This window comes from Alkalitalea saponilacus, from assembly GCF_900168165.1.
Lineage (GTDB): Bacteria > Bacteroidota > Bacteroidia > Bacteroidales > Marinilabiliaceae > Natronoflexus > Natronoflexus saponilacus.
Map to the genome: position 1 here is coordinate 12,458 of NZ_FUYV01000028.1, position 15,149 is coordinate 27,606.

Genomic DNA, 15,149 nt, shown 5'->3' on the forward strand with positions numbered 1-15,149 from the left:
ATGCTGTAATTCGAAATCTGACAACACTATAACCCTGTCAACTAATAACCGCTAAGCAATTTTCTCAGGCAAAACAGTTCTGGCGAATCTCGCTTAGCGGTAATTTTGATCTATTTAGCTGTTAGCAGATTATTATCTTCTCTCTTTTAAAACCTTTTCGGTTTTGAAAGAACCATCTTCAAACTTTTTTACTTTGATATAAAATCCGGCAGGTAATGCATCAAAATTCTTACCCAGATTTACACCATTCAGATTATAATAATTTACAGAAATCACTTCTTTATTTACAGGGAATGAATCTTTCATATTGGTTGGTGCCCCATAATCAGGCTCTTCAACACGCACATGATATAAATTAATACCACTGCTTTCTGAATAAAGATAAATGGTAGTGGCATCACCGGCATAAAAATAAACATCCATTGCATGTGGACTTCCCGGAGATGTAAAAGTTTCAAGAACCTGATTGGCTCCGTGTGCAACGCGAAGCACTCTATTGGCACTGGTACTCGCCGACTGATGAACAATGGTAATTTTAGCATCTCCGGGAACAGGGAACGCGTAAACTCTCGCGGCAGGATTGCCACCACTGAAAGAACCTGCCCCTCCAAACTTAACCCTGCGATTGTAGGTATAGGTTGCACCATCAATTTCTGAACTGCGATCAGCCATGCCATCAACTTCAATGCTATTGTATAATGTAGCACCTGCAATGGTTTGTGAACCAGAAACTGCAAAATTTGATACATATTCCGGCATAGCTGAGAAATTCCAATCATAAAGGATCTTCCACCCTATTTGTCCATCTCCGTTATCACCATTATCACCACCTCCAGGAATCTCAATGAATGTAGCTGTTACTGACTTATTGTTGTTCATGATCAAAGTCAAAGGATTGTCAGTACCGGTTGCATCACCGCTCCAGCCATCAAATTGCCAGCCAGATGCAGGTGTTGCAGTAATTTGCACTTCACTGTCCTCGCCAAATGAACCGGAAGCAGGATTAACACTTCCCTGACCTTCAACTGAAGTTGACAAGGTATAGGATTCAGGCATTGGATCGCCCCACGACAACACACCTGCTCCTGCATATTCCTGCACCATGTCACGCACACTTAATGCAGGATACAATGTGTATGAATAGTAATCTTCAGGGGCCCATTCTATATCGCTTGTAACAATTCTTGGGTCATGATCATGATTAATGCGATTAATTAAACTTCCCTGACCTCTCTCAAGCACCTTACCCGTTGCATGGTACCAGTCAGTAAATCGACCTGACTCCCATACATGATTATTTTCAGAAATAATTTCTGCTTCAATACCCGGCCCCATCACATAATCACCAATGTATTTGAAATAATTATTAAAGAGATGGGCACGACCGTAACGCATACGCGGATGACGCGATTGAGAATTATAAATATAGTTGTGATGATAAGTCACTTTTAAATAACCACGATCGTGATGATGACTTGCATCGTGTCCCAATAACATGGTTTTATGGTTGGTGTTAATAATGTTCCAGGAAATGGTTATAAAGCTTGATTCCCTCTTAACATCAACAATTCCATCGTTGTTTGGACCGTTAAACGTATTATGATCAATCCATACATGACTGGCGCCCCATTCAATATTGATAAAATCATCCGGAGCGGGACCATCAAATGTAAGATTACGAATGATGATGTTGCTTCGGGTAACTTCGCCCACACCGTCGTTCCTGGTTCCACGGATATTAAAACCTCCTCCTTTAATGGTTGCACCCGCCAGTCCAAATAGAGTTTTATTTGGAGCTATGCTGTGCATATTATCCGAAGGACTGTGGTGGTTTCCAGGGCCCAACGTAATTGTGCCTTCAATTAAAATAATGTAAGGATCGGGGTGTTGCATATAATGAATCAGGTCTGCTTCATTGTTCACCACGACCACTTCGCCACCAGCTCCACCCGTGGTTCCCTGCCCTACCGATGCAAAACCCTGTAAACTAAAATCAGGAACGATGGGTTCTGCATAAACTCTTAATATTTCCCATTGCTGAGCGGCACTTCCATTGGGAGCAGCTCCAACTACATTATTTCCATCAACCGCTAAAACAACATTAATGGATGCAGCATTTACCAGTCGAAAATAGGTTCCTTCCAGATGTTCAATATTCCAACGGTGATTATTACTGCTTCCATCCCTCTCCTGTCTCACATTTCCATCACGGTGACGAACTACTTTGTCACTGTGCCCGTTAACCAGGTTGTATCTTCCGGACCCCAAATCATCCATTCTCCATACCTGATGCATGGCAAAATCAACATCGGCTACAATAATATTGTGATCATTTAGAATGCTTCGTCCTTCAACATCCATGGCTTTACCAGTTTCCCGGTTTACCAACATATAAAAAGACCTTTCGTCAAAATCAACAGAAGTAGCCGCTTCTGTTAGTAAATTGCCTGTGACCTGTTGTGCATGAACAACTGGCATTAACATAAATAAAATCAACAACAAACTGATTTTAGTAAAAATTTGGATTCGCTTCATTTTTATAGATTTTCATTTTGGTTATTATGACGCCAATTAAGGCAGGTACAAAAACGACTGTTTTAAAATTTACCCACAAATAACAGCACACGCTTGTTAATTTTTGTAATCAACCAAATCATCTGAATTAATTGACCATATATAACACGACATGCCAGATCTGTTGTATAGCGGTAAGTTTCAAAGGGAGTTCACCTGAATTAAAGTGACTGGACAAAACTACCTTTTAAAAGGTTATTCCAATAGTGTTAAATTATCCAAATCGTTACGACAAATTAATAACATCCCTTAACACTTGAGTCTATCTCCAAAAAATAAAGAAACTCCTCATCCCTTTAAACTCCTCTACTACAACAAACAAAAAAAATCAGCAATCAATTTTTGAAAATCTTAACCAATTGGTTTAAAGAGCCACCGAAATTATTTCTCATAAAAATACCCCCTGGACAGTGTCCGGGGGGTTGAAAAACTTTTTACATAACTTCCTTTCTCGTAAAGAGTGGAAAATGAGTTAAATGATACTTCCTTCTATCTCCTTAAAATAACGATAGGTGCCTACCTTTAATTCCATTGTAGCGTCCTCATCGCATACTATGATTCCTTTAGGATGCAGTTGCAATGCAGAAATGGTCCACATTTGATTTACAGAACCCTCCACTCCCATTTTCAGTGCACGGGCTTTGTTGTGTCCACAAGCAATGATAATTACTTCCCGGGCACTCATAATGGTTGATACACCAACGGTTATGGCAGTTTTTGGCACATCCGAAGGGTTGTTATTAAAGAATCGTGCATTATTCAAAATTGTATTGTTGGTGAGAGTTTTTATCCGCGTCTTAGATTGCAATGACGATCCGGGTTCGTTAAATGCGATGTGTCCGTCCTCCCCTACGCCACCAAGAAACAGATCAATACCTCCATATTGAAGGATTTTTTCTTCGTATTGAAGGCACTCCCGATTAATGTCGGAAGAACTCCCGTCAGGGATATGACAATTTTCAGGCAGGATATCAATATGGTTGAAGAAATTTTCTTTCATAAACGTGCTATAGCTCTGAGCATGCCCCTTCTCCAAACCGATGTACTCGTCCATATTAAAGGTCGCAACATTTTGAAAGGAGACTTCTTTATTTTCATACAATCGTACCAGCTCCCGGTACACACCAAGCGGTGAAGAACCGGTTGGCAGTCCTAAAACAAAGGGCTTGTTATCATTGTGTTGATTGATTTTTTGAACAATATATTTGGCAATCCATTCAGAGGCGGTGCCATAATCGGGTTTGATAATTAATCGCATTTCCTAATAATTATTTAAGGTTTACTTGCCAGTTTAACTAACTGAAATACTATCATATATGTAGACAAAACAATTCTCAGAGTGAATAGAATCAACGACTTGTTTACTTCGTAAACAAATAGTTATCGGGATTATAATATTCTTTTTCAACAGGATTTCTCATATAATGTATCACCTGCGCCCCTGTTACAAACCATACATCATCAAACTGAAGAGCATAATCAATAAACTCTTCAACAACCGCCCTCCTGTCAGCTGCCGATGGAATATTCTGAAATCCAAACCCATTAAAATCATCGGCATAGTATTGAGAGTGCATACCAATGGTCATTGGAGTCCTGTTCCCTTCCAAGTTTAGTTTTAAAGTATGTTTCAGAACTGCCAGCGACTGATCCTTATTCAAAAGCCAACCGCTTCGGGGTGCAGACCACATATTGTAATCCAGTCCGGTAATAAGTCCATTATGGGTTCTTCCCGCAAGTGAATCCATGTATGCAAAAAGGGAATCAGGGGCCTGAAATGAATAACAAGGCAATTGCCAAAGTCCAGGGTGTCGACCCACGGATGTGCCATGATTCTCAGTCCACCACGAGCCAATTGTTCCGGAAGCACCATAATCCATGGTAAATGGCCATATATAGCGACCCGGTCCGAGACGCGACTCGGTAATGGAGCAATCATACCAAAAACCTTTATTGTTTATTACATAGAAGACTGAATCGCTCCAGGCCAAATATGGCGTACGAAAACCGACAATATGCTTGGGATTCATTCCAACCAGGTGAATAAGGTCATGAGAAAACTCATCCACAATGCGGAAAATAGAATCCTGCGTGATTCTGATTTGGCCTTCCCCTGTTTGTCCGTAAACACAAAAAGCATGGTTTGAGGTGTGATTACCCAACTCATGCCCAAGATTGTAAGCCCTTTTGTGGGCTTCAACCAGTTTGTGGTTTTCAGGAAGATGCCAATCCGCAGAAGAGCGGGAGTTTGAATAAAATGACATTCTTAAAGAGGTTCCATCTTTATGGCTTCTAGAAGCCATAAAGTCAAGGATCCAGTTCATTCCCTCAACATTTGTATTGTCATCAGATCCCAACACAATCATTTGGGGAACATCTCCATCCGGAAATCCTCCCGGGTTGACGGGTGACTCATTTCTAAAATCTTCACCTCTGTTGTCAGCACAGGAAATCACTGATAAAACAGTGATGACCATTAATAATAAATATTGATTCATATAGTTAATCGCCTAACTGTTTTGCAAATCATCAAATGCTGCTTCCATCATTAAAAAGCAAGCCTGCCCCTCTGTGGAAGTACCCGGTTCGGAGTAAGAAGGTGGCCCCGGAATTCCCCGAACAAAACCAAACTCATCAACTTTACCCCATACCGCATCTCTCATTTTCAGGCCGGTTTCAAGGTAATCTTTATGCAGCCAGCCCTGCTTAACACCCTTGAAAATGGAGTAAGCCAATCGCTCAGAGAGGCTGGTCTCTATAAAGGTTGATGAGTCGTCAATGGAGTCATGAAACAGAAAATCGGTGCGCATGAAATTTAAACAGCCCTCCAGATGTTCCTGAACTGCAGCGATCAATTTCTGTCTGTCGGTTTCATATTCAGGCGGGAGGTATTCTATAAGTTTCACTTTTCCATGAATGGCATGACCATTGGCAAGCCCCCATAATTTAGGATTGGAAATTTGTTTGGTTATGTCGCACCATCTATAGGCGTAAAGTCGTTTGCCTTTATCCCACAATTTCTCTCTGATTCCGTTTAGCTGCTTCAAAGCTTCGTCCGGATAACCTGCATAGGCGAAAAAAGGTGGAGCCATATACATGGAATCAGCCCATAATTCAGGTCCGTGGTGAGAATGATAAATAAGACCTTCATCGGATTTAGGTGCACCATTGAAGAAATAGTCCAGCATTCGATCGGTCGCCTCCTTCATTTCTGGGTTGTTAAGCAATACTGAAGTTCTCAGGACAGCTTCACCGGGTGTTGCAGAGTCGGTGATTCCATTTGCCACCCCCAAAACAGCCAGTCTCCCGTCACTGTCCTGCCTCACAATAGCTTCCTTTGCCATCAGTATCATCATTTTCTCATCACCCGCCTCCACAAAAGCCTGTGTGGCCATACCATGTTCCCAGTTCTGTTTTTGAGTGGTGAGCATTGCCATTTTTACCTTTTCGCGAATGGGTATATAAAAGTCGGCAACGTCGGATTGTGATTTGACACATCCCTTTAAAAGAGAGGCAGGAGCTATAACCAAACCACCAAATAATCCTAATCTTGAAATAAAATCTCGTCTAATCATACAATTGAATGTAAGAGTTTTGCAATTCAGAATTATAATCTGAATTACATAAAACAGCTGATTATTATGTATTCAACAATACCGAAAAAAGAGAATCCTGAAAACCTGTTACTTACCCGTCAATTTTGATATACAAAATTCTGCTATTGTTATTAATTCATCAATCTGTTGACAAATTTTCAGGATTCCTACTCTATCTAAAACGACCTAATCTTCAGCCGGTTTAAAAACCCAGACCCAACCGGGGCTCCAGGCCACGGGTGTATTAAATAACACAAGCCTGTCTTCGGTAAGCTCCAGTATCCGGTAGTTTTTGAGACCATCCACATGCACTCCCCCGTCTTCAACTCCAAGAATATTGGCTTCACCAATTAACCTGAGTTCGCTAAAATCTGAATTAAAAACCCAAGTAGTGTTACCAACAGGCTCTGCATCCGGCGAAGCATAATAAGTAAAGTTTGGTTGACCTTCCAGGTCAAAAACCATGCGCCCTGTTTCATCAGAGGGGCCATCGTCAGGTTGCCACCAAAAAGCGGCCGGATCAGCATCAGTCATATACCACCAGCGCGTGATATCAGATTTATCGAACACCCAGGTTTTGCTTCCGTCACCCACCAAATTACCCCACTGCTCAGGCACTTCATTATCGAGTTGAGTAATTTCAACATCAATGGATTTCACAACATACTCAATATCGTTCATGTTGTTACCGATGTAACCAGATGAGACCACATAACTAAAGGTTTGTGTTCCTGTGATGGGATACAACACTTCCACTTCATTGCTGAACCCCTTGCCTATGGTATAATCCCAGTAACCGGTTACACCCGGAGTTTTTAGTTTGAGAGTGAACAGGTTACTTCCCGGTGCAGAGTGTTCCACTGCCATTTCAATATCATCAGGGCTAAAAGCATTCTTTAACAGATCCCTGTCTTCAATAGGATCACATGCCATAACAAGGATGGAAAAAGATGCGATGACAAGATATATATTCTTAAATAGTTTCATTTGTCTGTTGTTTAATACAGTTAAATATATTGTTTCTGTATGAGGCTGTCATATAATTAAATCTAAATTATCCTCATTTTTCAAAATCGCAAACACTACAAAAATAATTCATCACTAAAGCCCGGTGGGACTTTAAGCCTCCCCCATGGGGGAGGCTTGAAGGTGTGAAAGCGTGTTTACTCACAAATTGTAATTATTAAATATGATTATTCGACTATCTAGACAGCCATATTTTGGAAATCTCATTTACCAACCGGGATTTTGTGTATACAATCCATCTGAAAGGCGAATCTCAGATTCCGGAATTGGTACCAATCCTTTTGTTTCCGGACGATAACTTACTGAATGCACTGCTTCAACACCGTTATTGATAACAGTTGCAGCCTGTGAGAAGTAGTTGTTGGCACTGTTTTCAACATCACCCCAACGAACCAGGTCAAACCAACGAATACCTTCAAAGGCGAATTCATGCTTGCGCTCAATTTTTAAAGCCTCCAGAGAATAGCTGACCGGTTCCAATCCAGCACGTGCACGAACTGCGTTCAAACCATCGGCAGTTTCAGAAAGTTCAGAATGCATCAGTAAAACATCAGAAAAACGGAGGTAGTAAAAATCCTGAGCAGACCAAAGCATATAGCTATCACTGGTACTTCCGGGACGGTAGATGTAATAAAACATCCCTTTTACACCTTCTTCACCATCATGGCGCAGCTGAATGTACTTTTTGTTGACCAATTCAGTTTGCTGAATTCCATTGTTTGCATCGGGATTGTATGCTTCAACACCTTCGTCATTGGCATTAAGATCTAACACAGAACCTCTTTTCCGAGGATCATCGTTTGACCAATTGTTATAAAAATTAGGATTAACTGTACCCCAGCCCCAGCCTTGGCCATAGGGGCCAACATCCTGTCCGCGAACAGAGAAAAACAGTACTGCCCAATTTCGGAACTTCGTATTACTCCAATCGGCAAATGCGTACCTTTTAGCAAACATTACCTCTGTGTTTCCGGTTCCAATATTTGCGTTTGGACCATCTTGACCAGCCCATTGAAGACCTTCATTCTCAGCCCATGGCAAAACGATTTCACCAGCACTCTGATTGATATGTGAGTAGGGCCACAAATTTCTAAAATCAGAGACCAATGCATAACCACTGTTATCAATTACATCTTCAAGATGCTCAATCACATCATTACGACTAATGACCGTTCCATCTGGCAATGAGATTTGAGTGGTTGGTTGATTTTCAATGTTGGTCATATAACCAGTGTAATGTAAAAATGTACGAGCCAGATAGGCTTTGGCTGTCCATCGGTTTCCATGTCCGTATCGGTTAACAGAGATGGTGTTTACATCAACTTCTGCCATCAGGGTAGCTCCTTTATGAAAATCAGAAGCTATTTGGCTGAAAGTTTCGGAAAAAGAAGACCGTGGCACAAACCTATCGGCATCAGGAGCAAGAATTAAAGGCATTCCGCCAAAAAAGCGTGCTGCCCTGAACATTAAAAATCCACGCATGAAATAAGCTTCTCCCAAAGCATTGTCCAGGTATGTTTCAGCATCTTGTTCTGTTGCAAAATATTCAGAAAAACCGGCATTCTCACCTTCCAGAGCGGCAATAATACTGTTTGCACGGAATACACCTCTATATGTTTCAAGCCACAATGGATGATATGTATCCTCTCCCGGATCGGTAAATGACGCAGCATTGTGTGCGAAAGCGTCATCTGCTCCACCACCTGCAAATACTAAGTCGCTGAACATGCTGGCAGCAATGTGTTCATCGGCCAAGCCGGTGTTTGTCTGAACAAACAACGCATTGTAAACGCCTGCCATTGCTTCATCTATATCAGTTGGAGTCCGATAGAAATTGTCGGTACTTTTATTGAATAGGTTTTTGGTGCTCAAATGATCATCACAACTGGTGATGAGAATTGCACCTATAGCGATTAAATACAATAATTTTCTCATAATAAAATGCTTCTGTTTTCAACAATTAAACCAAAAAAGGTCATAATATCGTGTGATTAAAAAGTCACGTTTATACCCAGCATAACAGTGCGTGGCAGCGGGTACAATCCAAGGTCAATCCCTGATGCCCAGTTGTCCGGCGCATAACCAACCTCAGGATCCATTCCATCATATTTAGTAAATGTGTACAGATTATTTACAGAAACGTATAACGAAGCTCCCTGCATCCAATCCACAGCATTCAGATGGCGATCAAATCGGTATCCAAAGGTGAGATTGTTTATTCTTAAATAATCGGCATCATACATATAGATATCAGAAATATAGTTTCCATTAGCGTTTGGCAGCGCGCTTAGGCGAGGATATCTGTTTGATGTGCCTTCACCATGCCAACGATTAAATACCGATGTTGGATAGTTTTGCATTGGTGATCCGGCAAAATCGCGATATGATTGCATAACCTGCATTCCAAATTTCCCTGCCAGGGTGGTATTCACGTAGAATCCTCTGAATTCGGCATTTAACTGCATTCCGAGTTCAAAATCAGGATGAGGGCTACCCAGTTTCACTTTGTCTGCTTCATCAATAATACCGTCTCCGTTTTGATCCACAAAACGAACATCTCCAGGACGCCTTGGGGTATCAGGCTCAGAACCAATAACAATAGAAGTACCATCAGCAGTTACATATTGATCAACTTCAGCCTGGTTCTGGAAAATACCATCGGTTTTATATCCGTAAAAATATCCGATTGGCTGGCCAACCTCAACTCTGTAAACATAAGAAGTTCCTTGCGACAAAACATTGGTCTCCCCGGTTATAAGACCTTCTGCATTGGCTAACCGAGTCACCTTATTCTTGTTTTGAGCTCCGCTCAGAGTCACACCATAACGAAACTCTCCCACCCTGTCATTCCAAGACAGCATAATTTCAAATCCTTTATTTTCAACATCTCCACCATTTATATATGGGGCAGATGCTCCAAATGTTCCCAAAATGGGTGCCCGAACCAACCAGTCTTTAGTTGTTTTTTTATACCAATCCAGATTCAGACCTAACCGGTTATGAAAAAAGTTTGCGTCCAATCCAATGTTCAACTGCTCTGAAGTTTCCCATGTTACATCCGGATTTGGAATATTCTCAGGAATGGCAGTATTTGCAGAGACCAGTTTGTCAGGACCAAAAAAGTAACCACGTTCCAAATAACTGATATTTGAAGAGTAAATAAAGTTAGGAATTGATTGATTTCCATTTTGTCCCCAGGACGCTCTTAATTTTCCAAATGTCATCCAATCCAGGTTATCCATAAAAGCTTCGTCGGTAAATATCCAACCACCAGAAACTGATGGAAAGTATCCCCATTGATTACCCTTTGCAAAGTTTGAAGAACCATCGGCACGTATAGTAGCATCAAACAGGTAACGCTCCATATAGTTGTAAGAAACCCTTCCCATATATGACATCAACCCTCCTCTTTGAGCGGCCCAGTCAGCACCCGTTGCTGAAATATCTCCTACTGATTCAACTGATTGTACATTGCGCAAATAGGCATGCTGTGGCAAACCAAAATCGGTTCCAGCCTTCATCGCTTCCATGCTGGTGTTTAATACATTTCTCACCATTTCTGAACCTACCAGAAAATTAAATCTGTGATTTTCCACTCTGGTATCGTAAGTCAGCGTATTAGTCCAAGTATAAACAGTTCCCTGGTTCATGCTCTGAGTCACATTGTCTCTGGAGCGGCGATCAAGGTTGGCGCGTTCATAAACAGACTTGTATGATCTGTAATGTCCAAACCACCCGTTCAGACCAAAAGAAGATCGGTATTTAAGATCAGCCAGAGGTTCAATGACAGCATAAACAGCACCCGAATAGGTATTTCCTTTCCCCCAATTATAGTTATGCCTGTCGTACATGGTTCCAATGGGGTTGTGTTGATTTCTGTCTATTCCCTCAAGTGTTGGTCCATAACCATAAGTCAAACGGTTAAGTGCGCCCATATCGTAATGAGCAGGCATCATAGGATTTGTCACAATGGCGTTATGTAAATCGTTCCAGTAAATATCGCCGGTTGCCACGCTCCTGTTGCGACTGTTGGTAAAAGTAAAGTTTTCTCCAACTGTGATGATGTCACGTTGATCATTCTTAAACAGCACCATCTCGCTGTTAAAGCGTGCCGTTAATCTGCGATAACCGGCATCCGTTATATCTCCCCCAATAATACCGGCCTGTTCCAGATACGAAAAGCCCATGGCATAAGTAATATCCTCTGACGAGCCTGTAATGTTAACAGAGTGACTTTGAACAGGGGCATTTGATTTTGTAATTTCATCCACCCAATCGGTTCCTGCCCATCCATTTTGAAGGCGATTCCAAACATACTGTCCGTAAGCCTGTCCGTAAGCCTGACCAGGATAATTCTGATCGAAATAGGTATTTCCGTTGATGATCCGATTTTCCCAATTGTATGGATCTGCACCATCATTTATACGGGCTTCATCGAAAATGTACATATACTCCTGTGCGTTAAGCACCGATGGCTTTTTATATAGGTTTTGAACCCCAAAGTAAGCATCGTAGGTAACCCTTGTTGAAGCCCCAGGTTTACCTTTTTTGGTTGTTACGAGAATGACCCCGTTTGCAGCCCGGGATCCATAAATTGCGGCTGAGGCCGCATCCTTTAGCACATCAATGGATTCAATGTCTGATGGATTTAAATAATCGATATTAGACATGGCGATTCCATCTACAATGTAAAGTGGACTAGCGTTTCCAATGGTTCCCATCCCACGGATGGTAACCTTGGTACCTGCTCCGGGAGCACCATGATTTCTTACAATGCTTACCCCGGGAGCAACACCCTGAAGAGCTTCCATGGCTGTTGCAGTGTTTTGTTCAGCTATACGATCTCCCCCAACATTTACATTGGCTCCCGTAATAAGTGCACGACGCTGCACGCCATAACCTATTACAACCACCTCATCAAGGTCGGCAAAAGTGTCTCGCATAATAACTTCAATTTGGGTTTGAGAACCAACCGTGATTTCCTGAGTTTCCATTCCTACAAAAGAGAAGACCAACACAGATGCCTCTCCTTCAACATTAATGGTAAACCTTCCGTCAATATCAGTAATTACCCCGTTGCTCGTTCCTTTTTCAAGAACTGCAAGCCCGGGAACGGGCTCATTGGTGGTGTCGTAAACAACACCACTGACTCTATGCTGTGCATAAGAAGTCAGGCCCAAAATCAAGCAAAATAACAATACCAGACTTTTTCTTTTCATAGCTTCGATGTTAAATTAAATAATTGATTGGCATATAATAGGCACACATCGTGTGCTGTCTCTCTCCTAATTAATTTTGATTCTTTCAACTCTGCTCATATTCTCTTTTCGATCCAAATCGAAATATTTATACAAAGTTGTTAATTATTATTTTATTGTGCAAGCGTTTGCCCTTTTTATTTATTTATTTACATTCATGAATAACTTTTCTGAAAGATCATATAGAGAGTTAAACTTGTTTTTACCCTATTTTTATAGTGTTTTACAATAATGCAACTGCTTGCTTTTTTATACTTTTTATGCAATCTCCAAAACTCTCAACTAATCACACCAACAGCATAATTAGCCCCTGTTTTAGAATTGGAAGATTTTTTGAGAAGAAAAAAACCGACATCAGATTAAACCTGATGCCGGCTGTAGACTTTAGAGAGCAATATAAATTGGGTAATAATCAGGTATAAAAAAGCAGTAATTATATTTTATTACTATTTTCCCGAAATGCCTTATCCAAATTGAGAGTTTGTATTTGTATGAGTGAAATAGCGGATATTACTTTCATGTCAACCAACGTTTCGGCAGCGTCATTGATAAGTGAATTAGTATTCACATCGGCATGTGGAAACGGAAAAAGGAAAATAGAAGATGAAACGCAGCGGAATCACTTAAAGTGAAACAAAAGACAAGAGATCGGGTATGGAGTATGTCGGAGCGGAGCACGAATTTCAAATTCACGCTAACGGTGTGAACCGCTTCTCCCGCAAAGCAGATCTTCGCTAATATTACTCACTATGGCCTCAAAAAAAGTAAAAAAAGGCTTTTCATGGCTTACTTTTCTCCATTAGGTGCATTTTATCTTTATTATTCCACCCAGCAAAGATTCTGCTATCGACGTAGAAAATTTTCAAGTCTGCAAAAGCTCTATTATTCACAAAATAAATTTTCTTGTCTGCAAAAGCTCTATTACTCACAAAAAGCCATTCCCCATCATTCTTCCCTACAAATGCAGAGTTATCTACCTTATAAACAAGCAAATCTGCAAATATCGCACTATTGACGACATAAACCTTTACATCTGCAAAAGCCGAATTATTTACAACATATACCTTTTGCGAATTGGCAAAACCAAATGAAAGCAAAATTACTAATAGCACCAACAAATTTTTCATTCGCTTAATGATTGTCTTAATTTGATTTTCTATAATTTCCAATCCCTTTTGGATTAGGTCCATATTCATTAACTCCATTCTCACTGTCAGCCAATAGCATCCATAAACCGTAAAAAGGGATTATTTGAAACCAACCACTATTTCCTCTGTCGTGACATCTTTTTGCTCCTTGAGCTAACCTAAACCAATATGCAGGCATTAAGAGAACATATATAAAACCATCGCCTACACCTGTAAAGCCAACAAAAAAGCCGACAACTAAAATGAACGCAAACATAATTATGATACTTAAACCGTATTCAAATCTTCTGATACGTCCTTGAAATGAGAATGGATTATTAAACATTTTCTTTGTTCTTAATTGTTAAACTTATTAATTCATCCAGACAATACCCACTAATGAATCCTTATCTTCACAACTGAAGTCGATTTATTAATCAACCTCCCCATCTCCTGTCATCAAAATGGCAAAAGGCCTAAATCGGGGCATTTTGGAAAAGGCAACAACAACAATCACCATCAGCGGAACGCTCAGAAACATTCCAACAATTCCCCATATGGCACCCCACAAAGCCAGGGAAAGTATGATTACCAATGGGCTCAGATTTACACTGTTGCCCATTACCCTGGGGTCGACAAAATTCCCTATCACAACCTGTATTATCCCCACAAACAGTAATACAAGGAGTCCTGGTCCAAACTCCCCGAACTGCAACAAACTGAAAAGCACAGGCAGGGCAGTAGCCACATACGAACCTAAAATCGGAATATAGTTGAAAAGAAATATTAGAAATGCCCAGAAAACGGGAAAGTCTACTCCAACAGTTATCAGAACAATGTAGCTCAAAACAGCGGTTGATAGACATATTAGTGTTTTCAGCACCAGGTACTTTGAAACAGATCGCTCTATCTTTTCTATCAGAAGGTAAGTCTCTTCAAACTTTTGGGTATCGACAAAAGCCTTCTGGAGCTTTTTTCTAAAGGATGATTCTTCAATAAAAATGAATATGGTGTAGATTATCATCATAAAGACGGTGCCAACTAATCCTGATGAGAAATTGAAAACTGAAAAGGCTGCTGAGCCAAAATCAAAATCCTGGAAATGGATTTTAACTGAGGCCAAAAGATCAATATTGAATGTTTCGTTAATTCTGTTTATCAGCACGTCTATATTGATCAGATACTTCTCGTACGAAACAGCGAGTATTCTTAGGTTGGACAAAACGATGTTAACAATAAAGTTGAGTCCACTCCGACAACCTCATTTTCTTAATTGACGGAGAATTGGATATTTTCAGAAATGAACAGCCTGGCAGGTAATATTGCCGATAAAAATGTTTTGATTGCAAAATAAAGTTCAGATCCACCTGTCATATAGGCAAAAGTCTTTGATTTGATCGCTTTTTGGGCAATAGACGTAGTTCTTTGACATAATTGTTTTGTGTATTTGAGTATCCGGACAAAATTCACCCACAAACAACGGATGTTGGCCCACATTTGGTGCTTTATTACACCACGATACCTGCTTTTTGCGTTAGAGTAATGGTAGCCTAACTGAAAAATGGTAG

11 protein-coding genes are annotated in these 15,149 nt (G+C 40.6%); all 11 read right to left on the reverse strand.

The window, feature by feature from the left end:
* Positions 1-132: 132 nt before the first annotated feature.
* On the reverse strand, positions 133-2,535 hold the full coding sequence (locus B5X70_RS16555; RefSeq protein WP_079559020.1) for a pectate lyase family protein: 2,403 nt from the start codon (positions 2,533-2,535) through the stop codon (positions 133-135).
* Between the two features lie 511 nt (positions 2,536-3,046).
* A complete protein-coding gene (gene nagB, locus B5X70_RS16560; RefSeq protein ID WP_079559021.1) occupies positions 3,047-3,832 on the reverse strand; it encodes a glucosamine-6-phosphate deaminase in 786 nt (261 codons plus the stop codon).
* Positions 3,833-3,935: 103 nt separating this feature from the next.
* A complete protein-coding gene (locus B5X70_RS16565; RefSeq protein WP_079559022.1) occupies positions 3,936-5,072 on the reverse strand; it encodes a polysaccharide deacetylase family protein in 1,137 nt (378 codons plus the stop codon).
* Between the two features lie 12 nt (positions 5,073-5,084).
* Positions 5,085-6,149 carry a glycoside hydrolase family 88 protein gene (locus B5X70_RS16570; RefSeq protein ID WP_079559023.1) on the reverse strand — a complete coding sequence of 355 codons (1,065 nt, stop codon included), beginning with the start codon at positions 6,147-6,149 and terminating at the stop codon, positions 5,085-5,087.
* A 207-nt stretch (positions 6,150-6,356) separates the two neighbouring features.
* On the reverse strand, positions 6,357-7,157 hold the full coding sequence (locus B5X70_RS16575) for a hypothetical protein (protein ID WP_079559024.1): 801 nt from the start codon (positions 7,155-7,157) through the stop codon (positions 6,357-6,359).
* 246 nt (positions 7,158-7,403) lie between these two features.
* Positions 7,404-9,131, reverse strand: coding sequence for a RagB/SusD family nutrient uptake outer membrane protein (locus B5X70_RS16580; protein WP_079559025.1), 1,728 nt, complete (start codon positions 9,129-9,131; stop codon positions 7,404-7,406).
* Between the two features lie 56 nt (positions 9,132-9,187).
* Positions 9,188-12,415, reverse strand: a complete 3,228-nt coding sequence (locus tag B5X70_RS16585; protein WP_079559026.1) for a SusC/RagA family TonB-linked outer membrane protein — start codon at positions 12,413-12,415, stop codon at positions 9,188-9,190.
* A gap of 818 nt (positions 12,416-13,233) precedes the next feature.
* Positions 13,234-13,623 carry a 7(1) septoil knot domain-containing protein gene (locus B5X70_RS16590; RefSeq protein WP_198314167.1) on the reverse strand — a complete coding sequence of 130 codons (390 nt, stop codon included), beginning with the start codon at positions 13,621-13,623 and terminating at the stop codon, positions 13,234-13,236.
* Positions 13,598-13,927 carry a DUF805 domain-containing protein gene (locus B5X70_RS16595; protein WP_079559027.1) on the reverse strand — a complete coding sequence of 110 codons (330 nt, stop codon included), beginning with the start codon at positions 13,925-13,927 and terminating at the stop codon, positions 13,598-13,600. The genes B5X70_RS16590 and B5X70_RS16595 overlap by 26 nt, the downstream gene beginning before the upstream one ends.
* Positions 13,928-14,014: 87 nt before the next feature.
* Complete coding sequence (locus B5X70_RS16600) at positions 14,015-14,803, reverse strand: AI-2E family transporter (protein ID WP_157666511.1); 789 nt, start codon at positions 14,801-14,803, stop codon at positions 14,015-14,017.
* Between the two features lie 47 nt (positions 14,804-14,850).
* Positions 14,851-15,149: hypothetical protein (locus B5X70_RS18415; protein ID WP_234995087.1), on the reverse strand; the 299-nt coding region annotated here is incomplete at its 5' end.

Bases quoted from the DNA above. Each gene is read 5' to 3' on its own strand.
- B5X70_RS16555 (WP_079559020.1), bottom strand. From the start codon at position 2,535: ATGAAGCGAATCCAAATTTTTACTAAAATCAGTTTGTTGTTGATTTTA.
- nagB (WP_079559021.1), bottom strand. From the start codon at position 3,832: ATGCGATTAATTATCAAACCCGATTATGGCACCGCCTCTGAATGGATT.
- B5X70_RS16565 (WP_079559022.1), bottom strand. From the start codon at position 5,072: ATGAATCAATATTTATTATTAATGGTCATCACTGTTTTATCAGTGATT.
- B5X70_RS16570 (WP_079559023.1), bottom strand. From the start codon at position 6,149: ATGATTAGACGAGATTTTATTTCAAGATTAGGATTATTTGGTGGTTTG.
- B5X70_RS16575 (WP_079559024.1), bottom strand. From the start codon at position 7,157: ATGAAACTATTTAAGAATATATATCTTGTCATCGCATCTTTTTCCATC.
- B5X70_RS16580 (WP_079559025.1), bottom strand. From the start codon at position 9,131: ATGAGAAAATTATTGTATTTAATCGCTATAGGTGCAATTCTCATCACC.
- B5X70_RS16585 (WP_079559026.1), bottom strand. From the start codon at position 12,415: ATGAAAAGAAAAAGTCTGGTATTGTTATTTTGCTTGATTTTGGGCCTG.
- B5X70_RS16595 (WP_079559027.1), bottom strand. From the start codon at position 13,927: ATGTTTAATAATCCATTCTCATTTCAAGGACGTATCAGAAGATTTGAA.